The organism is Sedimentibacter acidaminivorans, assembly GCF_017873955.1.
GTDB classification, from domain to species: domain Bacteria; phylum Bacillota; class Clostridia; order Tissierellales; family Sedimentibacteraceae; genus Sedimentibacter; species Sedimentibacter acidaminivorans.
Genome location: NZ_JAGGKS010000012.1, coordinates 41,025 through 64,420, shown reverse-complemented (window position 1 = coordinate 64,420; position 23,396 = coordinate 41,025). Strand labels below are relative to the sequence as shown.

Genomic DNA, 23,396 nt, shown 5'->3' with positions numbered 1-23,396 from the left:
CGCTCCACTAAAACTTAATTTGCGGGTGTAGCTCAGTGGTAGAGCCCCAGCCTTCCAAGCTGGTTGCGAGGGTCCGATTCCCTTCACCCGCTCCAATAAAATAAAACTATGGTGGGTATGGCCTAGTAGGTTAGGGCGCCAGATTGTGGATCTGGAGGTCGTGGGTTCGAGCCCCACTATCCACCCCATTTTTTTATTTATGGCGCTATAGCCAAGTGGTAAGGCATAGGTCTGCAACACCTTGATCTCCAGTTCAAATCTGGATGGCGCCTCCAAAAAACCATGCACCGTTAGCTCAGTTGGATAGAGTGTTCGGCTACGAACCGAAAGGTCGTGGGTTCGAATCCCTCACGGTGCACCAATAGTAATAGAATCAGAGAGTTAAGTCGATTGAAAAATTGGATTTAACTCTTTTTTTAATTCAAAAAATTAAATGAAAAAAATAGCTTTAGAAAAATAATCTATAGCTATTTTATTTTAATGATATTTAAAAATCTTAAACTAATTATATTATTATTAAAAAATTCAATACTTATATTGACTAGATATTTTTAGCTAATTCGTATGCATTCCAAATTGAATACATTATGTTATGAACTTGACTGGAATCTCCTATATTGAAAACAGGAACTTCAGTATCTTTCAATTGCATAAATAATGAGTCATTTTCTTTATAACCAATTGAAGTAATTACAGTATCGGAAAGTAATTCAAAGTTCTTATCATTCTGTTTAACTTCAACACTTGTATCTTTTGTTTTTACTATGCATGCATCCTTATAAATCTTAACATTATGAAATTTTAACAAGTCAATTAACATATATTCATTCATATGTGGTAAAGTACCATGACCACCAAGTATTTCTGGAAGAACTTCTACTATTGAGACATTTTTGCCTTGTTGTGCCAACCAAAGACCAGTTTCACATCCAACTAATCCACCACCTACAATAACAACATTTTCTCCAACGTTAGCTTTTCCTAACAAAACTTGGTCAGCAGTTATTGTTTTTTGGGTACCTTCTAAAGAGATACTTTTAGGAGTTGATCCAGTAGCAGTTACTATAATATTAGCATTATAACTATCAATATTTTCTTTAGTAATCATAGTGTTGTACTTAATTTCAACATTTAATAATTCTAATTGATGTTTATAATATTCAACTAACTTACGGTCATATCGCTTAAAGTGAGGAACACCACCTGGGATTAAGTTTCCACCTAGCTTATCTGTCTTTTCACATAGAATGACAGTATGTCCTCTAAGGGAACTTATACGAGCCACTTCCATTCCAGCAATGCCACCACCTATTACTAATACACGTTTCTTTTGTAGTGCAGGAGTAAGACCATATATGCTTTCTCTACCACAGGCTGGATTAACTGCACAGCTAACTGGAGCATTGCTAATACGACCAAGGCAGCCTTCATGACAACCTAAGCATGGTCGAATTTCATCTAATTTATTATATTTGATTTTAGAAACAAATTCTGGATCTGCTAATAGAGGTCTACCGTAACTAACTATGTCGCAAGATTTTCCTAAAGATTCAATAGCCATATTAGGATCATCCATTCTACCAGCAAGAATTATTGGAACATTTACATGTTTCTTTAAAATTTCACCAAATTCTCGATACATTCCATCTTCAAAATACATTGGTGGGTGATTCCAATACCAAGAATCATAAGTTCCTGCATCCACATTTAAAGCATCATAACCAGCATCTACAAGAATTTTTGCAGCTTCTATACCTTCATCAATATCTTTTCCTACTTCTTTATAATCTTCTCCAGGCAAGCCACCTTGTCTTAAGTCCTTCATGCAACTTTTAAGACTATAACGTAAACTAACTGGGAAATCTGGCCCACAAGCTTTTTTAATACCTTTAACAATTTCAGTTGTTATGCGAAGTCGATTTTCAAGAGAGCCACCAAATTCATCAGTACGGTGATTAAATAAAGAAATTGCAAATTGATCTAATAAGTATCCTTCATGGACAGCATGAACTTCAACGCCATCAAATCCAGATTTTTTTGCAATAACAGCTGACATTACAAATTTTTTAATTAGAGTCATTATTTCTTCTCTAGTCATTTCACGGTGTACTATTTTCGGATCAAAACGATTTTCTTGCTCTGATGGAGCAATTGTTTTAGATACAAAACCCGGAAGTGCGCTTCGACCTAATCCTCCAGTTAATTGTAAAAAGATTTTTGCATCGTAAGCATGAATGCGTTCATTCATCTGATAAGTACTATGTATAAATGCTAATGGATTGCTTGTAGGGCATGGAAGTCCTATTGAAGGAATACCTTCTCCTTGCATATCTACACTGCAAATACCTGTAATGATCAATCCAACATCATTCTTGGCACGTTCTACATAGTAATCTTGTATTCTCTGATTGAAACCTCCAAAAGAATCAGCATAGCCTACTGGCCCCATCGGAGCCATAGAAGTTTTGTTTTTGATTCTAAGTTTTCCTATTTTTACAGGTTCAAATAATTCTAAAAACTTGTTCATAAAAAATGTCCTCCCTTAACATAATTAATTCACCGAATCGGTTATGTTAAAATTGTAATATGAAAGTTAGTATTTGTCAATATGAATTTTATTTGATATAATAATATACAAATTAAAATAGTAAGAAAAATTTTTAGTTTTAGTAACTTTATAAGATATAATCTTATAAGAATTAGGAGTTTAAGATGAAAGGAAAAACATCAAGGCAGATTCAGGCAGAAAATACAAAAGCACATATACTTGCAGTAGCAACTGATTTATTAGCTCATAAAACAATGGATGAAATTAGTATACAAGAAATTTGTAAAAAATCAGATGTTTCAGTAGGAGCTTTTTATCATCATTTTGCAAATAAATCTGGAATTATTATTGAACTATACAAGGTTATAGATACTCAATTTGAAAATGAAATTTATCCAACATTAATTGAAGAAGAGCCAATAGAGTCTATTTTAAAATATTTGGAATATCAGTGTTCAATTCCAGCAAAGCGTGGGCTTGATTTAGTTAAGAATACATATAAAGCACAGATAGAATATGGAAATGAATTTTATTTATCTAAACATAGAGGATTGCCTCATGGGTTGTATCTATTAGTTGAGAGGGCTATAGAAATGGGGGTATTAAGAAAAAATGTATCAGCAGAACAATTAATGAGTGAGTTACTTATTATTTCTAGAGGAATAATTTATAATTGGTGTGTAAGTGATGGAAAAGCTGATATACTAACTGATGTTAGAAGAATGGCAACAAATTATTTGAAATCTTTTATTCAGTAAAAATAATAAAAGGTTCATAGAAATATAAAACTATAGAGAATAATAAATTTAAAATTATAGGAGAATAAAATGAAGTGGATAGAAGCCTCAATATATACAACAACAAATGGAATTGAAATAATAAATGGTGCGTTAATGCAATTAGGAATAAATGATGCAGTCATAGAAGATGCTAGTGTATTCCAAGACTTTTTAGATAATGATACTTTAAATTGGGATTATTATGATGAAGAATTAGCAAAAATGAAGGACTGCGAGAGCTGTATAAAAGTATATTTTGCAGATAATAATCAAGGTAACGAAAAATTAGAAGAAGTATATAATATTGTTGATAATTTTAAAAATGAAAAGCATAGTGAAATTGATTTTGGAAGATTAGAAGTTGTACTTAGAAATCTGGATGATGAAGATTGGGCTAATAATTGGAAGCAATTTTTTAAACCTTTTATCGTATCCGACAGAATAGTAATAAAACCGTCATGGGAAGAATATAAAGAGTCTATAGATGGTAAAATAGTTCTTGAAATTGATCCTGGCATGAGTTTCGGTACAGGTCAACATTTCACAACTAGGTTATGTATTGAACAAATTGAAAAGAATTTAAAAGGCGATATGGAAGTTTTGGACATGGGTTGTGGAAGTGGAATTCTTTCTATTGCATCAATACTGTTGGGTGCAAAATCAGCGGTAGGTGTTGATATTGACGAAAATGCAGTTAGAATTGCTAAGGAAAATGCAGCAATAAATAATATTTATGATGATAAATTTACTGTCCATTGTGGAAATGTAACTGATGATAAAATGCTTCAAGATAAAATAGGATACAATAAATATGATATGATAGCTGTTAATATTATTGCTGATATAATAATCGGAATGAGTAGCACTTTCCCTAAGTTTTTGAAAAAAGGCGGAATAGTTGTAGCTTCAGGAATAATTAAAAAGTATCTCCAAAATATTATAGACAATTTTGAAGGCCTTGGGTTTGAGATAAAGGAAGTAAATGAAAAAGAAGATTGGGTATCAGTTACTGCTGTTAAAAATTTTTAGGAAGAGGTTTATATGTTTAGATATTTTTGTTTAGATGAAAACATAAAGAATAATAATGTTGTGATAACTGGTAGTGACGCTAGACATCTTAAAACAATTTTGCGTGCTCATGTAGGAGATGTAATATCAATCGTTACCACAAGTAATGAATTTACTGCAGAAATTAAGCAAATGTGTAGTGATGATATAATATGTGAGCTTAAGAACGAGGTTATGAGAAATAATGAAACAAATATAAATATAACACTTTGTCAAGGAATTCCAAAGCAAACTAAAATGGAAACTATCATTCAGCAAAATGTTGAAATTGGAGTTAAAACATTTATACCACTTGTAACAGAACGCACAGTTGTTAAACTGAATGAAAAGGATAGAGAGTTAAAGAAACTTGAAAGATGGCAAAAAATCGCAAAAGAGTCAGCAAAGCAAAGTAAAAGAAATATAGTACCTTATGTAGATAAAGTTACTACAATTAAAGAATTAATTAATAGATTAAAGCTTGAGGATGCAGAGGTAATAGTTCCATATGAACTTGAAGATGTAAAACTATTAAAGGATGTTTTAATTGAACCTAAAAAAAATTATTATATAGTTATTGGTCCTGAAGGTGGATTTGATAATAAAGAAATAAAGATGTTTCAAGAAATAGGTGCTCATATTGTAACGTTAGGTAAAAGAATTTTAAGAACAGAAACAGCAGGATTAGTTACTTCATCAGTAATTTTATATGCCTGCGATGAAATGATATAGATGCAATGGGGACTGTCCCCATTGCATTTTTGTATTTGATAATCTTTACTTAGATATATTTTAATTAAATTAATATAATGAAATAAATTCCTTATTTAATTAATAATTGATAAAAAAGGAAAATAAAGTAAAGACAAATTATAAAATGTATTCTATAATATATATAAGCAATAAAAATTAAAATGGAGGGAAAAATGAAAAAGCTTAGTTTAACCACAAAAATTTTCTTAGGTCTTGCATTAGGAATTGTAGTAGGTCTATTTTTACAGCCAGTACCAGATGTAGCAAGCACTTATATTAAGCCATTTGGTACATTATTTTTAAACATGATTAAACTTATAATCGTACCTTTAGTATTTTCATCATTGATTGTTGGAACATGCAGTTTGGATGATGTGAGAAAACTTGGTAGGATAGGAGGGAAAACGGTAGCATACTACATGTTCACTACAGCTTTTGCTGTAACAATAGGATTGGTATTAGCAAATTTAACAAATGTTGGTGGTGGATTTAGTATTCCTACAGATGCAAAAGTAGATGTTACAGCAGCGCCAAACGTTATAGATACTCTTATAAATATTATTCCGTCTAATCCATTAAAAGCACTAGTAGATGGTAATATGCTACAGATAATTGCATTTGCTATAATTATAGGAATTGGCATAATTGGAATTGGAGAAAAAGGTAAAGTTTTGTTTAACTTTTTTGATGCTTTTGCGGAGGTAACATATAAGATAATAGGGGTAATAATGCTTTATGCACCGATTGGAGTATTTGCACTTATTACACCGGTTGTAGCTGTCAATGGACCAGCAGTTCTTCTTCCTTTAATGAAATTAATATTGGTAGTATATGCAGGCTGTATACTACATGCTGTAATTACATATTCAATAACTTTAAAACTTTTTGCAAAAGTAAATCCGTTTAAATTTTTTAAAGGAATTGCCCCAGCAATGATTTTTTCTTTTACAACAGCAAGTAGCTCAGGTACACTTCCAATAACAATGAAGAGTGCTGAGGAGAATCTAGGAGTTCCAAAATCAATTACTAGTTTTGTATTACCTCTTGGCGCAACAATAAACATGGATGGAACAGCAATATATCAAGGTATTTGTGCTATTTTTATCGCTCAAGTTTATGGTTTGGATTTGTCAATTGGAGCACAACTTACTATAATTTTAACGGCAACGTTAGCTTCAATAGGTACCGCTGGTGTGCCAGGGGCAGGAATGATAATGTTAGGTATGGTTTTGCAATCAGTAGGATTACCAATGGAAGGCATTATACTAATTGCTGGAGTTGATAGAATACTAGATATGGCAAGAACCTGCGTTAATGTAACAGGTGATGCTTCATGTGCTGTAATCGTTTCCGCAACTGAAGGTGAATTAAACATGGAAAGGTATAATTCAACTATAAAGTAAGTAATTAATCTCGGTAGTTCAATTATAGTATACTATTGATTATATAATTGGAGTTGAAAATCAGCTCCAATTATTTTTCTTTATATTAAAAAAAATTTATTAATAAAATTTTTTAAGTAACTTAATTTAAATTATTCGAATCATTGTAAGCTAATAATTCTGATATTTTTTTAGCAGTACACTTAACTGTATTTTTTATTATTTCTATATAATCCATTGTCATTCGAGTTATAGGTCCTGAAACACTTATAGCAGCAACAATGTTTCCAGTGTAGTCCTTTATACCTGCAGATATACAACGTGCACCAAGTTCACATTCTTCATTATCTAATGCGTAACCCTGAACTTTTATTTTTTCAAGCTCATCTAATAAATCTTCTTTAACTGTAATAGTATTAGGAGTCAAAGCGGGTAGACCTTTAGTATTTATCATGTAATCCAATTGTTGTGAATCATAATTAAGAAGCATTAGTTTTCCAACCCCTGTGCTATGTATTGGTGCTCTCTTACCTATACGTTGAGTTATTCTGAGCATACCGTCTGGTCCATCAACCACATCTAAATAGATAGCTTCCATATCTTGCTCTATAGCAATACAAACAGATTCCTTGCATTCTTTTGATAGTTCAACTAAATATGGATGGGCAATATCTCTTATTGTTAGTTGAGAGCTTACAAGGCTTCCTATATGCATGAACTTAAGCGATAAAGAGTACCTTAGTGTATCAGGATTTTGATTTGCATATCCGCAAGTTACTAACGTATTAATAAGTCTTAATGTTGTGCTAGTGGGCATTTCTACTTTTAAGGAAATATCCTGTAGACGTAGAGGTTCTCTGCTTTGAGCCATTATTTCTATTATCTGAAATACTTTTTCAACTGATTGATTTGTTTTGGTTAATTTATCTGGCATTATTTACTCCTGAAATCTTATTTTAATAAGTGAAATTTTATCATACTTAATATATTATATCAACAATATTTTTTATTTATATTTCATTACTAGAGTCCTTAGCAATTTATATAATGTTTCAAAAAATTAACAATTATGTTATTTTATATGTTGACATTAATGTAATAAAGGTGTTAAAATAAATATAACAAAATGAAATTTAATTTCACATTGTGAAATTAATAAAAATTAATCAAATTATTGCGAACTAAAAAAATAAAAAAAGAAAAGGAGTAATAAAACTATGAAAAACAAAAAACTAGTAATGATACCTGGACCAACACCTACAATTAGATCTATAAATGATCAAATGGGTAGAGAAACAGTAGCTTTTGGAGATCCAGAATTTGTTAAAGACTATAAGGAGCTAATAATTGATTTAAAAGAAATGTTTAAAGTCGATGGAGAATGTTTTGTAGTAGCAGGAACTGGTACTATGGCTATGGAAATGGCTATTTCTAATGTAACAAAAAGAGGAGACAATGTATTAATAGTTTCCAATGGTTTCTTTGGAGATAGATTTATTGATCTATGTGAAAGAAAGGGGCTAAATGTAGACGTTTTATCAGCTCCTTGGGGTGAAGTGGTATCCCCTGAAACTATTGAAAGTAAATTAAAAGAAAAAAATTATGCTGCTATGACAGTTACACATGTTGACACATCTACAGGAGCATGCGCACCAATCGAAGAAATAGGGAAAATAATTAAAAATTATCCAGACACTATATATATAGTTGATGGGGTTGCGGCAACTGCAGGGGAAAGAGAATATGTAGACGATATGGGCATAGATATATTATTTACAGCTTCACAAAAAGCATTTGGAGTTGCACCAGGACTTGCGTTACTATGGGCAGGACAGAAAGCTCTTTCAAGAAGAAAATCTTTGGGAACAATTCCTGAGTTTTATATTGACTTTGAAAAATGGATACCAATAATGAATGATCCATCAAAATATTTTGCAACACCAGCTGTAAATATGGTTTGGGCACTTAAAGAATCAGTTAGGGTAATAAACGAAGAAGGTATAGAAGCAAGATATGACAGGCATATAAGAGTATCAAAAGCAATACAGTCAGCATTAGAATCTCTAGGATTTAAAATTCTAGCTAAAGAAGGAAATAGAGGCACAACTCTTTCTAATGTATTATATCCAGAAGGAATAAATGATGCTGAATTTAGAAAAATAATGGCAGAAGAAGGTGCAATGGTTGCTGGAGGATTAGCAGCATATGCAGGCAAATTATTTAGATTAGGACATATGGGAAATATTGATGACCATACTGTATATTCTGTAATTGCTGTTATAGAAAGAACATTAATTAAGTTAGGATATAAATATGAGAAAGGTATAGGACTTAAAACGTTATTAGAAAATATGTAGTATTCCCTATATTATATATAATATATAAGAAAGCAAACTTTTTAATGAAGTTTGCTTTCTTTATCTATTAATAATATAGAATAATATAAAACTTCTGTACCCTTAATAATATCATCTTCATAAGAGTATTCGTCTTTACTATTGCTTAAGCAGTTTGTTTTAATTCATTTATATAATTATTTATTTTAGCTTACAGTTTATTTTCATCTTGAAGGAACCTCTGTTACATTATATTTACCCTATAAATTTATATCCTCTATGAATATTGACTATATCTCTTAATATTGAAGCAGCAGCAGGAGTAACCCCTGAAGCACCACCTATGATAGTTAATTCACCTAAAGTATCAGATACATATCTAACGGCTTTGTTTTTACCTTCACCTCCATACAATGGACTAGATGAGTCTAGCATTTCTAATTTAACAGTCATCTTTAATTCTTTACTAACCATTTCAGTTTTTCCAACTAATTTATACTTTTTGTTTAAAGATGTTGCTTTTTTTATATCTTCTGGCGTAACTTTAGTAATCCCTTCTATAGATATATCAGCTAATGATTTTTGAGTATTCATTAATACATTAGTTAAAATTAACAACTTAGATGCAGTGTCATAACCTTCAACATCAAGAGATGGGTTTGTTTCTGCAATACCTGATTCTTGGGCCTTTTTTAATGCTTCAGAATATAAGCAACCTGTATCTTCCATTTCTTTTATAATAAAATTAGTTGTTCCATTTAAAACACCTTCAATAGACGTAATATTAGAACCAGCTAAATCCATAACGCCTCCATTAACAGTAGGCAGAGCACCACCAGTAGTACATCCTATGCATAACTGTACATTGTTTGTTTTTGCTAAATCATATAATTCCTTATATGCTAATAATATTGGACCTTTGTTAGAAGTTACAACATTGATTTTATGTTCAAGACATCTTTTAATGTGAGTCATTCCTGGTTCGCCAGTTTCCTTATTAGTAGGTGTCATTTCAACTAATAGGTCAACATCGCTGTTTTGAAGCATAAATTCAAAATTTATTTCTTCAGGTTTTCCTCCATCACAATATTTTGTTATATCTCTTTCACTAGAAAGAAAATCAATAAATTTAGGTAAATCTAAGCCATTTTTATTATAAACTCCACCATATATATCTATGATATAATTAACTTGTATATTAAGGCCTTCCTTTTCTAACAAGCATTTTTTATCATAAATAAGTTTTAAAAATGCTCTACCTACACCACCAAAACCAACTATACCAATTCTCATAATAATATCTCCTCTTATTTTATAGTTTGTAAAAAATATACCTGTACATAATATAATTTTAATAGATTTTAAGCTATCATATTAGTACAGGTAAGTGTCAATTGCTTAAATTATTTATAAAGCACCATATCTTTTTAATATATCTTCTATTATAGATGCATTTTCTTTAGAAATATTTGATAGAGGTCTTCTTACGTATCCACCCTTATATCCTAATAAATTTAAGGCATGCTTTAATCCACCTATGCCAAATTTCATGGTTACTGCAGTGTTTATTTCAAGCATTTTCAATTGAATCTTTCTTGCTTCTTCGTGATTACCTGATTTGTGAAGTTGCACTAATTTACAGCATTCTTCAGGTAATATATTTGCAAGTGCTAAAGTAGCTCCTCTTGCACCAACTTCTAAAGCTGGTAATAAATAAGATGCATTTCCTGCAAATACAGCAAAATCATCATCAGTATCTCTAACTACTTCTGCCATCTGTACTATATTTCCAGAAGTGTCTTTAATACCTACTATATTTGGGTGTTTAGCCAATTTTGCTATTACAGATGAATTAATGTTTATCCCAGTATTGCCTGGCATGTTGTAAATCATAACGGGAACAGGCGATACATCAGCTACATCTGTGTAATATTTAATTTGTATTTCATCTTTTGACATAGCCCCCTTGTAATAATTAGGAGGTAATAATAATACTGCATCTGCTCCTAAATCAGCCATTTTTTTGCTTAATTCAATTGTTAATCTAGTTGATTCACAAGAAGTACCAACTATCATTTTTTTATTTTGCGTAAAATTTTTCTTTGTAAAACGAACAATTTCTAATTTTTCATCTTCTGTTAAGTAAACAAATTCACCATTTGAACCTAAAACTACAATACCATCTAAATCAGTTTGACTCCATTTGTCGAGATTATGTTTTAAATAATCATAATTTACATTTTCATTTTCATCAAATGGTGTTACTATTGGTGTATAAATACCTTTCATATTTGTTGACATTTTTTAATCTCCTTTTTTATGTTATTTTAGTAATTTTAAAGCTTCTTCCATTCTATCCATACCTTCTTTGATGTTTTCCATAGAATTAGAGTATGAAATTCTTAAATTATCTTTTGATTCAAAAGCTGCACCGGGAACAACTGCAATATGTGCTTTTTCTAATAGAAAATTTGCTACATCCAATGAATCATTCATGATTTTACCATCATAAGATTTTCCAAAGAGTTTTGAAATATTAGGCATTAAATAAAAAGCGCCTTTTGCATTAAAACATGTTATATTTTCAATAGAATTTAGTCTATCTAACAAATAAAGTCTTCTTTTGTCAAATTCAACTCGCATTATTTCGAGACTTTCTTGAGGTCCTAACAAAGCTTCAAGACATGCTTTTTGTGTTATTGAATTAGGGGCTGAAGTCATATGACCTTGAATAGCATTTATACCATCTATTATTTCCTTATTAGCTGCAGCATAGCCCATTCTCCAGCCAGTCATGGCATAAGCTTTTGAAAAACCATTAATTACAACACATTTATCCCTAACTTCTTTAGATATAGAAGCAACACAAAAATGTTTTTCACCATCATATATGAGCTTTTCATATACTTCATCTGATATGATGTAAAAATTATGTTTTAATGCCATTTCACCTAACTTCCGTAGACTTTCTTCTGAATAAACAGCACCTGTTGGGTTATTAGGTGTATTTATTAAAATAGCTTTTGTGTTTTTAGTAATAGCTTTTTCTATAGCATCTAAATCTAAAGCAAATCCTTCAGATTCTTTTGCTGGTACAAATACTGGTTTTGCATCAGCAAGTTTAACCATTTCTTCATAGCTTACCCAACAAGGTGTTGGTAGAATAACCTCATCATTTGTATCGCATATTGTTAGAATTGCATTTACTAATGGTTGCTTTGCACCAGTACCTACTGATATTTCACTAGGCTTGTATTCTACATTATTATCTTTTTTTAATTTTTCACACACGGCTTCACGAAGTTCAATTATTCCTGAAACACCTGTATATTTTGTAAAATTATCATTAATTGCTTGGACACCTGCAGAGCAGATGTTTTCTGGAGTACCAAAATCAGGTTCCCCGACATTAAATGAAATAATATTTACACCAGCCTTTTTTAGTTCAGCTACTTTTCCCGTTAAAACTAAAGTCGCTGACGGTTTTATGTTTCTTACCCTTTTAGAAAGCATTTTATATCCTCCATGATATATTATTTTTTTATAATACAATTTTAAATAAAATAATATATTTAAAACTATTTATATAAATTATATGCAAGAACAATGCCATCTAATTTAAAAATATATAATTAGTTAATATCGTATTATTTAAGTAACAAAATTGTTAAGTTATTTAATAACAATAGTTTTAGTCATTAATTATTAACATAAGAAAAAAATAATTAATTGCACATTTTTTTCAATTGTCAAAAATGAAAATTATTTTTCTCATCTATGAGATAAAAGTGAGAAAAATATAAAAAGTGAAAATTGTATATATTTTAAATACAAGTATTGTAAATTAAATTATAGATGTTTAATTGTTTAAAATTCAATAACATATAAAAATAATATAATTTTTTGAAAAGGTTTAATAAAAAAATAACAATGTGGCATAAGTTTTGCACATATAGTTATCGTTAATACAAATGATGATTATAACTTCTTTATAAATAAAGTAATTATAATTATAACATATTTAAAAAATATAGCTTAAATTTTATAGATACTTGAATTAAACAAAACCCAATTCAAGTAAAATAAAATAAAGGTAATCAAAGTAGGAGGATAAAATGAGTAAAGGGTTTTTGATAAAAAAAGCAACCATTTATGATGGAACAGGTAATAAGCCATTTATTAGTGACGTATTAGTTGAAGGCAGCATAATAAAAAAAATGTCTCTAAACATAGAAAATGACAAATTCAATTTAATAAATGGTGAAGGATTTGCTTTATGTCCTGGAATTATAGATACACATAGTCATTCTGATTTAGAGATATTTAGAAACAAAGATATGATGCATGTAATAAGGCAAGGCATTACTACTGAGGTTACTGGTCAAGATGGGTCATCAGTGGCGCCTCTTTATGATAATCTTGTTGAAGAATTGGCTGATAATATGGCACCACTTGCAGGTGTTATCAACAAACCATACTGGTGGAGAAGTACAAAAGATTACATTGATGAAGTTAATAAATCTGGAGCAGCTCCAAGGCATGTAACATTAGCAGGACATGGGACTATAAGAATGTGTGTTATGGGTAATGATAACAGGAAACCTACAGAAAAAGAAATGCAAGAAATAAGAAATCTTACAGCTAAATGTATGGAAGAAGGAGCAAAAGGAGTTTCTTTTGGTCTTATATATCCACCAGGAAGCTACGCAGATACAGAAGAGTTATTAGAAGTAGCAAAAGTAGTAGCAAAATATGATGGGATAATTATGGTTCATACTAGAAATGAACAAGATAAGTTATTAGAGTCTCTTGATGAAATGATATATATAATGAAAGAAAGCAAAGTAAGGATGCATATTTCTCATCTAAAAGCTTTAGGATACAGAAATTGGGGAAAGGTTGGGTTAGCTTTAGAAAAAATTACTTCACTGAGAGAAGAAGGATATGATATAACATTTGACCAATATCCTTATACTGCTGCTTGTACTGGACTTAAAGTTATTGTTCCTATGTGGGCATATGATGGAGGCGAAAAAGAATTCCAAAACAGACTTAACGATCCAGCTGAATACAAAAAAATATTAGATGGCGTAAATAAAAATATAGAAGCAAGAGGTGGTACTGAAAAAATATTTATTGCTACAGTATCTTCAAAAGAAAATTCATGGATGTCAGGAAATGATTTGAAATTTATAAGTGAAAAAATGGATCTTGAACCAGGAGTAGCAGTACTAAAAATATTACAAATCGAAGGTCCATCAGTTGTAGCTATTTATTTTTCAATAAGCGAAGATGATGTTAATTTAATTATGAAAAGTCCTATACAAGGAATTTGTACAGATGGAATAATTGGAACACATCCTCATCCAAGAGCATACGCTTCATTTCCAAGATTGTTTGGATATTATTCAAGAAAATTAAAATTAATGACATTAGAAGAAGCTATAAGGAAAGTTACCTCAGAACCAGCAAGAAGGCTAAGACTTTGGGACAGGGGATTAATAAGAGAAGGATTAAGTGCTGATTTGCTTTTATTTGATGTTGAAAAAATAGGCGATAGAAATACATATTTAAACCCTAAAGAATATCCAGAGGGAATAAAGTATGTATGGGTTGAAGGAAAACTAAAATTTAAAGAAGACTAAATGGAGGAAAGATTAAGTGATTGAATTGACAAAATTTGAAGATGTAAAAAAAGCAAGACAGGATTTTCCTGATTATGTAAAGCATACTCCTATTTTGAGAGCAGAAAAATTAGATGAAGTATTAAATCATAAAGTCTATTTAAAACCTGAGTGTTTGCAAACTACTGGCTCTTTCAAAGTTAGAGGTGCTACGAATAAAATTCTTAGTTTGACACAAGAAGAAAAAGATAAAGGAATTATAGCTTCATCTTCTGGAAATCATGGTTTAGGAGTTGCTTTATCATCTAATATGTTAGGTGTTCAATGTACTTTAATATTACCAACAAATGCACCTAAAACAAAAGTTGATGGGGCAAAAGCTCTTGGAGCTAATGTAATACAACATGGATTTGGATCTATAGAAAGATATAAAAAGTTATATGAAATAATGGATGAAGAAGGTCAGACATTGGTGCATTCATATAATGATCCAGTGCTTATTGCAGGTCAAGGAACAGTGGGATATGAGATAATGCTAGATATTCCAGATGTAGATGTTGTGGTTGTACCATTAGGTGCAGGTGGATTATTAGCAGGAGTTTGTTTGGCAGTAAAAAGTATGAATCCTAATGTTAAAGTAATTGGAGTTGAACCAGAGGCAATACCAAGATATACAGAAAGTTTCAAGGCTGGTCATCCTGTAGAAGTTGAATTAAAAGATACTTTAGCTGATGGATTGATGGTTACTAAAACAGGTGAATATACTTATCCTTTAATTGAAAAATATGTTGATGAAGTAGTTACAGTTAGCGATGAATCAATACAAAAAGCTTTAAAACATACAATATTCAAAGGAAAGGTATTAGTAGAACCATCAGCAGTAGTTGGAATTGCAGCAGCATTGTCTAATAAAATACAATTCTCAACAGAAACTAAAGTATGTTATGTACTTACAGGTGGAAATATAGATGCTGAAGTTTTAAATAACTTAATTAAATAGTAAACTATTTATATTTAATCTGATATGGCAAAGAAATTGAATATCCTCTCTAAGTCAATTTCTTTGTCTTAATAAAAAATGAGGAGAATAATCATGTATGATTTAATTGTAAAAAATGGGAAAATAGTCACTGAAAAAAATGAGTTTTTAGGAATGCTAGCAATAAAGGATGGTAAAGTAGCAGCAATACTAGATAATGAAACACAAGTTGATGCAAAAGAAATTGTAGATGCAAATGGGAAATATGTATTACCAGGCATGATAGATGCACATGTTCATGGAGGTCATGGAGATCCTAATAGGGAAACTTTGTATAACGCATCATTAGCAGCAGCAGCAGGTGGAATAACAACAATACTAGAGCAACCGTTATCAACTCCATCAACTGTTACCTTAGAAGCCTTTAACAACAAATATATAGAAGCTAATGAAAAATGTGTAGTTGATTTTGGATTATGGGGTGGATTAGTACCAGGTCATATTGATGATATAGAAGATATGTTTAATGCTGGGGGACAGGCATTTAAATCATTTATGTGCAGATGTTCAAACTATCCAATGACAGATGATGGAACATTATTAAAAGGTATGAAAACTATTGGGGAGTTGGGTGGACTTGTAGCTGTTCATGCTGAAAACGATACATTAATACAACAGCTTGTTGATGATTTTAATTCAATTAATAGAAAAGAAGCTTATGCATTTATAGAATCACATCCGGTTTACTCGGAATTAGAAGCAATAGAAAGATTTATATTTATTGCAAAGCAAGCACCTAAATGTAGAGCACATATAGTTCATGTAAGTATACCACAAGGAATTAAAGCTGTAAAAAAAGCTCAGACAGAAGGCGTAAATATTACAGCAGAAACTTGTCCACAATATTTAGGATTATGTGAAGATGATTTATATGAATTAGGAGGAATTGCAAAATGTGATCCTCCAGTAAGACCCAGAGAATTAGTAGAGGAATTGTGGAAATTAGTTATAGATGGAACAGTTGATATGATAGCTTCTGATCATTCACCACATCCTTTTGAAAGAAAGGTAGTGGACAAAGATAACTTCCCATTTGCAAGTGAAGGTGTAACAGGTTTGCAGACTATGTTCCCAGTAATATTAACAGGAGGAGTTCATGAAAGAAATATGAGTTTAAGTAGAGCTGTAGAAATATGCTCATCAAATGTAGCTAGAAGATTTGGACTTTACCCACAAAAAGGAAACTTAGATGTAGGCTCAGATGCAGATTTCATAATATTAGATTTAGATAAAGAGTGGGTATGTAAAGCAGAAAATATGCATTATTTAAATAAACATACACCATTTGATGGAAGAACATTTAAAGGATATATAGAGAAAACTTATGTAAGAGGAACCTTGGTTTGTGAAAACAATGAGTTGAAAGTTCAACCAGGTTTTGGTGAATTTATAAAATTAAACATGATTAAATAAGAAAGGAGGAGATTTCTTGAAAATATTAATAATTAATCCTAACAGCAGTTTGGATATGACTGATGTTATACAAAAAAGTGCAGAGAATTTTGCAAATGGCGAGTATGAAGTAATGACTTTACCTACTGAGGGTGCACCAAAATTTATTGACACTTACCAAGACCAATCATTAGCGGCACCGGGAATGTTAGAAATAGTAAAAAAATATAGAGATGAAGTAGATGCTTTTATAGTTGCATGCCATTGTGATCCTAATTTAGATTTATTAAAAGAAATTACAAGTAAACCTGTAGTAGGTATTGGCGAAGCATCAATGAAGTTGGCCTCAATGTTAGGTCATAGGTTTTCAGTTATATCTACATCGCAGCATTCAGTTCCAAATAAACAAGCACTAATTAGGAAATATCATTTAGAAGGATGTTTAGCATCTGTAAGATACCCAAGAAAAGAGTTTGAAGGATGTAATTGTAATGAGGAACAAATATATCTAGAAACATCAAAAGATGCTATAAGAGAAGATATGGCAGAAGTAATAGTATTAGGATGTGCTGGATTAGCAGGGTTAGATAAAAGAATACAAGAAATAGTTAAAGTACCTGTGTTAGACTCTGTTGTATGTGCATTAATTATAGCTTCGGGATTAGTAAAGGCAAATTATTCTATAAGTAAAATAAGAAGATACGCTTTAAATTAAAACTAAATAATAAGGAGCACTACTTTTATGGGAGAAAATTTGAAAACAAGAAGAAAATTAGCTTTACCAACACGTATGTTACTTGCACTAATTTTAGGTGCTGTTGTAGGCTTAGTAGTAGGAAAACCTGTTACTTATATTTCGTTTATTGGTGACATATTTATTAAATTGTTAAAGATGTGTATGTATCCGTTGATTTTAGTAAGTATAATGCAAGGTATTTCACAAGTTACAGACATGAGAAGACTTAAAAAAGTTGGAATTGGTTTCTTTTGGTATTGGGCACTATCGGGGTTACTAATAGGTTTAGTTGGAGTTGCTTTAACATTCATTGTTAAGCCAGGCGTAGGCGTTGATATGGGTGTTGTAGTAGCTGAAGAAGCTGTTCAGATGAATTTTGTTCAAAATATAGTTGCTTGGGTACCAGATAATCCATTTGGTGCAACAGCAGCAGGTGATGTTCTTCAAATAGTTATAGTAGCATTAATATTTGGTCTAATTCTAACTTCGATGCCAGAAAGCAAGTCGAAAACAATTTTAGTTGAAGCACTAAATGCTCTAAATCTTTGGGTTGGAAGAGTAATAGCTTGGGTTGTTGAATTAGCACCATATGGAGTATTTGTTATAATGGCAAATATGGTTGCAACTATAGGTGGAACAACAATTGGAAGTATTTTGAAAATGCTTGTAACTATGTATTTAATATTTATAGTTATGTTTGCAGTGATTTACCCACTAATACTAATATTTGTTGCAAAAGTTAATCCAATACAGTTTTACAAAAATGCAATGCCTTCTTTAATAATGGCGTTTTCAACATGTTCAAGCAATGCATCTATTCCAGTTACAATGAAAACTGCTAAAGAAAACATGGGAGTTCCAGAAGATATAGTTAATTTGATTACAGCACCCGCTGCTACATTAAATATGCACGCAAACTGTATGCAAACACCTTTGTATTGTATTTTTGCGGCACAACTTTATCAATTACCACTTACACCACTTCAATTAGGAGTTACTATAATTTTAGGTTTAATTTCAGCAGTTGGAGCAGCAGGAGTACCTGGAGGTGGATTCTTGATGATTACGCTTGTTTTGCAAGTAATGAATTTACCATTAACAGTAGTTCCATGGATTATAGGAATTTATACACTTATTGATATGCCAGGTACAATGGCTAATGTTTGTGGAGATATACTTGGAATGACAGTTGTATCATCAAGATTAGGCGAATTAAATCGTGAAGTATTTAACAAAAAGAAAACAGGTGACAAAAATAAAGCAATAGCTTAATTTATAAACAAAGTTGTAGCTTAATATTTTAAAAATAAAAGGAGATTAAAAAATGAATTTACCAGCATGGCAAAAACCAGCAAGTCATCCAGCAGAATATCACTTCTGTGAAACAAGAAGAGGAAGAGAATTTATAATAAGAATGATGAGTGGCGCAGATCCAGTTAAAGCAATTGAAAAATTTGCAAAAGACCAAAATATTAGATTTGGAAAAGTTCACGCAACATTCATGGGAGCATTCAAACCATGTAAATATTTTGTATGGGCTCCAGACACTACTAATCCAGACAACTGGCATAATGAATCAGTAGCAGTAAATCAAAATCTAAGCATGTTATGTGCAGTAGGTGGTATGATAGGAGAAAGACCGTGTGAAGATGGTGGAGTAGAGCCATTTGTAGCAATGCATTTTGTAGCAGGCGGAGCATGGGATGTACAGACTTTTGGTGGACATATAGTTGAAGGAACAACAATAGTAGGCTGTATGCAAGTATTTATTACAGAATTATTAGACATAGAGGTATTGAAACCTGTTGATGAGTACGGTGAAGCATACTCGTTCCCAGAGAATTTCTATGAAAATGTAGCAAATAAATAAATGATAAGGGGCTGTTAAAAGCAGCCCTTTAATAAATAATTATACTATATAATAGTCGAGGAGAAAATAATATGAGTAATTCTTTAGGTAAAAAGAAATTAGCACTTCCAATTAAAATATTAATTTCTATGGCTCTAGGTGGGACTTTAGGGCTTATTGTAGGACCTAAAATTGTTGCAATAGGATTTATTGGTGATATATTTATGCGTTTACTCAAAATGTGTATATACCCACTTATATTGTTGAGCGTAATATCAGGTATATCACAAGTTGCTGACGTTACTAGACTTAAAAAAGTTGGTATAACGTTTGTAATTTATTGGGCATCATCATCTATTATTGCAGCTTTTACTGGAATTGGATTTGCATCTTTCGTGCAGCCAGGAAAAGGTTTGAACCTTGCTGATGCAGGTACAGCCATGGAAGTCACAAAACCAGATATTTTAGGTTCCTTTATTGGATGGGTACCACAAAATCCATTTAATGCAATGGCAGAAGGAAATGTAATACAAATAATTGTCTTTGCTATAATCTTTGGTATAGTATTGGCAGTAGCTAAAAGTACAGAATCAGGAAGAATTGTTTCAAGAGGTGTTGATGCATTAAATGATATAATTGGAAAAGTAGTAGGCTGGGTTATTAGTCTAGCGCCTTATGGTGTATTTGCGCTAACAGCAGTAATGACAGGTACATTAGGAGCTGTCGTAATTGGTGGAATAGCTAAAATGATTATAACATTATATATGGCATTAGCATTCATGTTAATTGTAATATATCCTCTAATTTTAAAATTCGTATGCAAAGTAAATCCTATAAAGTTCTATAGGAATATATACCCAGTAATGTTGATGGCATTTTCAACATGTTCAAGTGCAGCTACATTACCTGTAACTATGAAGGTTACAAAAGAGCGTTTAGGAGTTCCATCAGACATGGTTAACTTAATAGCTCCGCCAGCTGCTACAATAAACATGCATGGTGCTGCAGCGGAACATCCATTGTATATTATTTTCGCAGCTCAAATGTTTGGAATGTCCCTTTCATTACCAGATATATTAATACTTGTTGTATTAGGTGTTATTATGTCAGCTGGAGCGGCTGGTATGCCTGGCAGTGGAGTTATGATGTGTGCTATAATGCTTAATATTATGGGTCTTCCTTTAACTATGATACCTTGGCTAACAGGGGTTTACTTCCTAATAGACATGGTAACAACAACTATGAATGTTGCAGGAGATACAGTAGGAATGGTTACAGTTGCTTCAAGGCTTAATGAGTTAGACAGAAATACTTTTAATAGCAACAAAGAAGCATTCGTGCAATCTTAATAACTAATTAATATATAATTATAGGTGATTTTTTAATTTTAGAAGTCACCTATTAGTTATATGTTAATTTACAATCTTATTGGAAATGGGAGAAATAAAAATGAGACAAATAGACCAATTTTCAAAAATAGTAGGAGCAATGAGTTGCTTTAATGAAATGATATCATGCGGGGCTAAAGATATAGCATTAGGTGCACCTGTATATGATGAAAAAGATAGAGATGAACATTTAGAATTTGCGAAAAAAATTTGTGAAGAAAAGGGAACAAAATGGTACAAAGATGATGATGCTTTGTTAACAGATTTATTCGAGATATCTATGAATAAAAATAAACATAATATTGTATTTTATAAAGATGTAAAATATTTAGAAGAATATTTAGATTTGAAGAAAAGAAAAAAAGAATTAGTAGCATGCGATAGATACAATAAAGAGGAAAGATACAAATTAGCGTATGATTTTGGTAAACTATTATCATATAGCGATGCTGAAATTGATAGAATGATTGAAGAAAATAATGAGTTAGAATAATTTTTTTAGCTCCAGTACTAGAAAGTTTAACAATAATAAATGAAGCAGTTATATTGTACTTATATGGCTGCTTTTATACATTGCATAAAAAGTGTTGCATAGATATGTTCTTAATATTGAAAAAAAAGCAAAAGTATTGTATAATAATTATTATAAATGACAAATGTTTAGGGTTGTTTTAATATTGTTATTCTAAATTGAAATATTACAAGGAGGAAATCATGCGATATTTTTCTACAAAAGAACTTCATGAATTTGCTCAACAAACAGTAGATGCAATGTGTGCGGTACTTGATTTACAAGTTACAATAGTTGATGAAAAAGCAAGACGTGTAGCAGGAACTGGATGTTTTTCAAATAATATAGATGAAAATTTACCAACAGGATATGTATTTCAAAGGGTAATTAATACAGGTGGTATTTTTTTTATTGAAAATCCTGGACAAACTACATATTGTGAGGAATGCTTAGAGAGAGACATATGCAAAGAGAAAGCTACATTGTTAGTTCCGGTTAAATTAGATAGACAAGTTATTGGTGGTATTGGATTAGCTGCAATGACAGATGAAGAAAGAGTAAAACTTGTTAGTAATATTGAAAGCTACACGAAATTTATGGAAAAAATGGCAGAGTTATTATCAGCTAAAGTAAAAAGCGATTTAGAATCAAATGAAAATTTAATCTTAGCAAAAAACCTTAATACTATAATTGAGTCATATCCCTATGGAATAATTTCAATGGACTCTTTAGGCGTTGTTACTCATTTTAATAGAAATGCTGAACTTATATTAAATATAGCGGCAAAAAATATTATAAATAAACAGTATGCAGATAAAATATCCTGTGAGTTTTTGGAAAAGGCATTAAGCAACGCTGAAAGTTATCAATCAATAAAAACTAAATTTAGTATAAATAATAATACTGAAGTTGAATTAATTTTATCTATTCAACCTATATTACAAAATAATAAAATTGAAAAAATAGTTTGTTTTTTTCAAGAGTATAAAGAAAATAATAAAATAAATAAAATGATTCAAGATAGCGTTAAATATGCTTCAAATAATATTCAAGGACAAAGTTTAGAATTAAGAAAAGTTTTAGATTTAATAAGAAAAATAGCTTCATCTAATACAACTGTTTTAATAACTGGTGAAAGTGGTACTGGAAAAGAATTATTTGCTAAAGCAATACACTATGAAAGTAATAGAAGCAATGAACCGTTTATAGCTATTAATTGTTCAGCAATACCAGATAACTTACTTGAAAGTGAACTTTTTGGTTATTCAAAAGGAGCTTTTACAAGTGCAAATTCAACAGGTAAAATGGGTAAATTTGAATTAGCAAATAAAGGAACCATTTTTTTAGATGAAATAGGGGACATGCCTATAAATTTACAAGCAAAATTATTAAGAGTTTTACAAGAGAAAAAAATAGAAAAACTAGGTGATACAAAATCAATTGATGTTGATATTAGGATATTAGCTGCAACTAATAAAGACTTAAAAGAGCTTATAGAGCAAAAATTGTTTAGAGAGGATTTGTATTATAGAATAAATGTTATACCTTTGCACCTTCCTCCTCTTAGGTGTAGAAAAGGTGATGTACCTATATTGGCAAAATATTTTTTAGAGAAGCATGATTTGCTTTTGTTAAAAAATATAAAAGGATTTTTACCTGAAACTATAACAATATTAAATAACTATGATTGGCCAGGGAATATAAGGGAATTAGAAAACGTTATAGAATATGCAATTAATATGGAAAATAGTGAATTCATTCAACCAGATAGTTTACCACTAGATGTAATAAATTGTGGGAAAAAGGATAACGGTAAAATTGAAATTAATAAAATGGGAGAAAATTTACAAAATACTATCGATGAAGTGGAAAAAATAAAATTGAAGGAGCTGTTATCAATTTATGGTAATACAACTGAATCTAAAAAAATAATAGCTAAAAAGTTAAATATAAGTCTAAGCACACTGTATAGAAAATTAAAAAAATTAGAGTATTAAGTAAGGGGGATTGAA

Annotated in this window: 19 protein-coding genes and 4 tRNA genes; 18 read left to right on the top strand and 5 right to left on the bottom strand. The window is 30.8% G+C overall.

From position 1 onward, the window contains the following. The first annotated feature begins 21 nt into the window (after positions 1-21). From J2Z76_RS16030 to J2Z76_RS16015, 4 genes are all read left to right on the top strand, one after another. Positions 22-95 (top strand) — tRNA-Gly (locus J2Z76_RS16030). A 16-nt stretch (positions 96-111) separates the two neighbouring features. Further along, positions 112-188: transfer RNA gene (locus tag J2Z76_RS16025), tRNA-His, on the top strand. Between the two features lie 13 nt (positions 189-201). Then, positions 202-275, top strand: a tRNA-Cys gene (locus J2Z76_RS16020). A 9-nt stretch (positions 276-284) separates the two neighbouring features. Next, positions 285-361 (top strand) — tRNA-Arg (locus J2Z76_RS16015). A 180-nt stretch (positions 362-541) separates the two neighbouring features. On the opposite strand, the gene J2Z76_RS16010 is transcribed toward J2Z76_RS16015, so the two are convergent. Next, positions 542-2,527, bottom strand: coding sequence for an oxidoreductase (locus tag J2Z76_RS16010; protein ID WP_209513069.1), 1,986 nt, complete (start codon positions 2,525-2,527; stop codon positions 542-544). A gap of 185 nt (positions 2,528-2,712) precedes the next feature. Here J2Z76_RS16010 and J2Z76_RS16005 point away from each other — a divergent pair, with 185 nt between their 5' ends. The 4 genes from J2Z76_RS16005 (at position 2,713) to J2Z76_RS15990 (ending at position 6,530) form a co-directional block, all read left to right on the top strand. Continuing rightward, positions 2,713-3,306 carry a TetR/AcrR family transcriptional regulator gene (locus J2Z76_RS16005; RefSeq protein ID WP_209513068.1) on the top strand — a complete coding sequence of 198 codons (594 nt, stop codon included), beginning with the start codon at positions 2,713-2,715 and terminating at the stop codon, positions 3,304-3,306. 69 nt (positions 3,307-3,375) lie between these two features. Further along, the gene (gene prmA, locus J2Z76_RS16000) at positions 3,376-4,356 is read left to right on the top strand and encodes a 50S ribosomal protein L11 methyltransferase (RefSeq protein WP_209513067.1); all 981 of its coding nucleotides are present in this window, start codon (positions 3,376-3,378) and stop codon (positions 4,354-4,356) included. 12 nt (positions 4,357-4,368) lie between these two features. Next, positions 4,369-5,106: an RsmE family RNA methyltransferase gene (locus tag J2Z76_RS15995; RefSeq protein WP_209513066.1), complete on the top strand. Its 738-nt coding sequence runs from the start codon at positions 4,369-4,371 to the stop codon at positions 5,104-5,106. 194 nt (positions 5,107-5,300) lie between these two features. Then, positions 5,301-6,530 carry a dicarboxylate/amino acid:cation symporter gene (locus J2Z76_RS15990; RefSeq protein WP_209513065.1) on the top strand — a complete coding sequence of 410 codons (1,230 nt, stop codon included), beginning with the start codon at positions 5,301-5,303 and terminating at the stop codon, positions 6,528-6,530. 121 nt (positions 6,531-6,651) lie between these two features. On the opposite strand, the gene J2Z76_RS15985 is transcribed toward J2Z76_RS15990, so the two are convergent. Beyond that, the gene (locus J2Z76_RS15985) at positions 6,652-7,443 is read right to left on the bottom strand and encodes an IclR family transcriptional regulator (RefSeq protein WP_209513064.1); all 792 of its coding nucleotides are present in this window, start codon (positions 7,441-7,443) and stop codon (positions 6,652-6,654) included. Between the two features lie 283 nt (positions 7,444-7,726). Here J2Z76_RS15985 and J2Z76_RS15980 point away from each other — a divergent pair, with 283 nt between their 5' ends. After that, positions 7,727-8,866, top strand: a complete 1,140-nt coding sequence (locus tag J2Z76_RS15980; RefSeq protein ID WP_209513063.1) for a pyridoxal-phosphate-dependent aminotransferase family protein — start codon at positions 7,727-7,729, stop codon at positions 8,864-8,866. Positions 8,867-9,100: 234 nt separating this feature from the next. Here the strand turns inward: J2Z76_RS15980 and J2Z76_RS15975 are convergent, their stop codons facing one another. The 3 genes from J2Z76_RS15975 to J2Z76_RS15965 form a co-directional block, all read right to left on the bottom strand. Then, positions 9,101-10,138, bottom strand: coding sequence for a homoserine dehydrogenase (locus J2Z76_RS15975; RefSeq protein WP_209513062.1), 1,038 nt, complete (start codon positions 10,136-10,138; stop codon positions 9,101-9,103). Between the two features lie 114 nt (positions 10,139-10,252). After that, the gene (gene dapA, locus J2Z76_RS15970) at positions 10,253-11,146 is read right to left on the bottom strand and encodes a 4-hydroxy-tetrahydrodipicolinate synthase (RefSeq protein WP_245210494.1); all 894 of its coding nucleotides are present in this window, start codon (positions 11,144-11,146) and stop codon (positions 10,253-10,255) included. Between the two features lie 21 nt (positions 11,147-11,167). Beyond that, positions 11,168-12,358: a pyridoxal phosphate-dependent aminotransferase gene (locus J2Z76_RS15965; RefSeq protein ID WP_209513061.1), complete on the bottom strand. Its 1,191-nt coding sequence runs from the start codon at positions 12,356-12,358 to the stop codon at positions 11,168-11,170. A gap of 602 nt (positions 12,359-12,960) precedes the next feature. Between J2Z76_RS15965 and J2Z76_RS15960 the strand changes: the two genes are divergently transcribed. The 9 genes from J2Z76_RS15960 to J2Z76_RS15920 all read left to right on the top strand — a co-directional run bounded on the left by J2Z76_RS15960 (position 12,961) and on the right by J2Z76_RS15920 (position 23,381). Continuing rightward, the gene (locus J2Z76_RS15960; protein WP_209513060.1) at positions 12,961-14,490 is read left to right on the top strand and encodes an N-acyl-D-amino-acid deacylase family protein; all 1,530 of its coding nucleotides are present in this window, start codon (positions 12,961-12,963) and stop codon (positions 14,488-14,490) included. Between the two features lie 16 nt (positions 14,491-14,506). Further along, the gene (locus J2Z76_RS15955) at positions 14,507-15,469 is read left to right on the top strand and encodes a threonine/serine dehydratase family protein (RefSeq protein WP_209513059.1); all 963 of its coding nucleotides are present in this window, start codon (positions 14,507-14,509) and stop codon (positions 15,467-15,469) included. Positions 15,470-15,562: 93 nt separating this feature from the next. After that, on the top strand, positions 15,563-16,921 hold the full coding sequence (allB, locus tag J2Z76_RS15950; RefSeq protein WP_209513058.1) for an allantoinase AllB: 1,359 nt from the start codon (positions 15,563-15,565) through the stop codon (positions 16,919-16,921). A gap of 16 nt (positions 16,922-16,937) precedes the next feature. Then, a complete protein-coding gene (locus tag J2Z76_RS15945) occupies positions 16,938-17,615 on the top strand; it encodes an aspartate/glutamate racemase family protein (RefSeq protein WP_209513057.1) in 678 nt (225 codons plus the stop codon). A 27-nt stretch (positions 17,616-17,642) separates the two neighbouring features. Beyond that, on the top strand, positions 17,643-18,908 hold the full coding sequence (locus J2Z76_RS15940; RefSeq protein ID WP_209513056.1) for a dicarboxylate/amino acid:cation symporter: 1,266 nt from the start codon (positions 17,643-17,645) through the stop codon (positions 18,906-18,908). Between the two features lie 52 nt (positions 18,909-18,960). Further along, entirely contained in the window at positions 18,961-19,506 is a 546-nt protein-coding gene (locus J2Z76_RS15935) for a PCC domain-containing protein (protein WP_209513055.1), read from the top strand. 71 nt (positions 19,507-19,577) lie between these two features. Next, complete coding sequence (locus J2Z76_RS15930) at positions 19,578-20,834, top strand: dicarboxylate/amino acid:cation symporter (protein WP_209513054.1); 1,257 nt, start codon at positions 19,578-19,580, stop codon at positions 20,832-20,834. A 100-nt stretch (positions 20,835-20,934) separates the two neighbouring features. Continuing rightward, on the top strand, positions 20,935-21,366 hold the full coding sequence (locus J2Z76_RS15925; RefSeq protein ID WP_209513053.1) for a hypothetical protein: 432 nt from the start codon (positions 20,935-20,937) through the stop codon (positions 21,364-21,366). A gap of 221 nt (positions 21,367-21,587) precedes the next feature. Further along, positions 21,588-23,381: a sigma 54-interacting transcriptional regulator gene (locus J2Z76_RS15920; RefSeq protein WP_209513052.1), complete on the top strand. Its 1,794-nt coding sequence runs from the start codon at positions 21,588-21,590 to the stop codon at positions 23,379-23,381. Positions 23,382-23,396: the final 15 nt, after the last annotated feature.

Bases quoted from the DNA above. Each gene is read 5' to 3' on its own strand.
- J2Z76_RS16010 (WP_209513069.1), bottom strand. From the start codon at position 2,527: ATGAACAAGTTTTTAGAATTATTTGAACCTGTAAAAATAGGAAAACTT.
- J2Z76_RS16005 (WP_209513068.1), top strand. From the start codon at position 2,713: ATGAAAGGAAAAACATCAAGGCAGATTCAGGCAGAAAATACAAAAGCA.
- prmA (WP_209513067.1), top strand. From the start codon at position 3,376: ATGAAGTGGATAGAAGCCTCAATATATACAACAACAAATGGAATTGAA.
- J2Z76_RS15995 (WP_209513066.1), top strand. From the start codon at position 4,369: ATGTTTAGATATTTTTGTTTAGATGAAAACATAAAGAATAATAATGTT.
- J2Z76_RS15990 (WP_209513065.1), top strand. From the start codon at position 5,301: ATGAAAAAGCTTAGTTTAACCACAAAAATTTTCTTAGGTCTTGCATTA.
- J2Z76_RS15985 (WP_209513064.1), bottom strand. From the start codon at position 7,443: ATGCCAGATAAATTAACCAAAACAAATCAATCAGTTGAAAAAGTATTT.
- J2Z76_RS15980 (WP_209513063.1), top strand. From the start codon at position 7,727: ATGAAAAACAAAAAACTAGTAATGATACCTGGACCAACACCTACAATT.
- J2Z76_RS15975 (WP_209513062.1), bottom strand. From the start codon at position 10,138: ATGAGAATTGGTATAGTTGGTTTTGGTGGTGTAGGTAGAGCATTTTTA.
- dapA (WP_245210494.1), bottom strand. From the start codon at position 11,146: ATGTCAACAAATATGAAAGGTATTTATACACCAATAGTAACACCATTT.
- J2Z76_RS15965 (WP_209513061.1), bottom strand. From the start codon at position 12,358: ATGCTTTCTAAAAGGGTAAGAAACATAAAACCGTCAGCGACTTTAGTT.
- J2Z76_RS15960 (WP_209513060.1), top strand. From the start codon at position 12,961: ATGAGTAAAGGGTTTTTGATAAAAAAAGCAACCATTTATGATGGAACA.
- allB (WP_209513058.1), top strand. From the start codon at position 15,563: ATGTATGATTTAATTGTAAAAAATGGGAAAATAGTCACTGAAAAAAAT.
- J2Z76_RS15940 (WP_209513056.1), top strand. From the start codon at position 17,643: ATGGGAGAAAATTTGAAAACAAGAAGAAAATTAGCTTTACCAACACGT.
- J2Z76_RS15935 (WP_209513055.1), top strand. From the start codon at position 18,961: ATGAATTTACCAGCATGGCAAAAACCAGCAAGTCATCCAGCAGAATAT.
- J2Z76_RS15930 (WP_209513054.1), top strand. From the start codon at position 19,578: ATGAGTAATTCTTTAGGTAAAAAGAAATTAGCACTTCCAATTAAAATA.
- J2Z76_RS15925 (WP_209513053.1), top strand. From the start codon at position 20,935: ATGAGACAAATAGACCAATTTTCAAAAATAGTAGGAGCAATGAGTTGC.
- J2Z76_RS15920 (WP_209513052.1), top strand. From the start codon at position 21,588: ATGCGATATTTTTCTACAAAAGAACTTCATGAATTTGCTCAACAAACA.